Here is a 784-nt window from a genome sequence, read left to right as displayed (position 1 = left end):
CTTGAGCACCGTCCCGGTGACGACCCGGACGCCGCCGTCATCCCCGATGAGGGTGGGCAGCGGTGAGCGCGGCGGGGCGACGACCAGGACGCCGACACCGACCCGCCGCAGCCCCCGGGCGGCGGTCGCCGCCGCGGTCGTCCGCCCGGACCCCGCTGGGCCGGAGACGAGCAGCAGGTGCGGCCCGGCGTCGAAGAAGTCCATGCCCACGACGTCCACATCCGGGCCGCCCACGCCGAGCGGCAGCCAGGTGTCCGATGGCGGCGGGTCGGGCAGGGCCAGCTCCTCGAGATCCACGCGGGCCGGCAGCGGGGGGAACGGGCGTGGCAACCGGCCCGCCGTCACAGCCGGTGTGACAACGGGCAGCCCGTCTGTAGCCGGCTCCGTTGGGGACAATCGAGTGGTTACCTGGTCGATGAGCGTGTCGGCGTCGACGTCCGGGCGGCAGATCTGGACCTGTGCCCCGCTCGCGGCGTCCGCGGCCCGGCCGGGCACGGCCGGTGGGCTCGCCACCCCTGACGGCAGGTGCGCCCGGCGCAGCTCCTCCTTGCCGAACGGCAGGAGCAGACGCCGGGTGAACAGGGCCGACACCCTGCTGGTCAGCAGTTCCTGACCGCCGAGCGGTACGATGTGCACGCCCAGTGGCGGCCCGGCCACGATCGTCTCGCGCAGCGTGGTCAGCAGCGACGTCTCCAGGAACGTCGGGTCGCCGCGGTTTTCGAACTGCTCCCAGCCATCGACCACGACGACGATCCACGGATCCCGCTGCCCGCCGGTTGTCGCC

At 74.0% G+C, this 784-nt stretch carries 1 pseudogene; it reads right to left on the bottom strand.

Features of this window, described 5'->3' with window-relative positions:
• A pseudogene (locus DD1DGNOD_RS18715) lies at positions 1-784 on the bottom strand (FtsK/SpoIIIE domain-containing protein); the annotation flags it as partial.

Source organism: Candidatus Protofrankia californiensis (assembly GCF_900634765.1).
Classification (GTDB): domain Bacteria; phylum Actinomycetota; class Actinomycetes; order Frankiales; family Frankiaceae; genus Protofrankia; species Protofrankia californiensis.
Note: the sequence above shows the minus strand (reverse complement) of the source record. Positions and strands in the feature narration are given on the sequence as shown.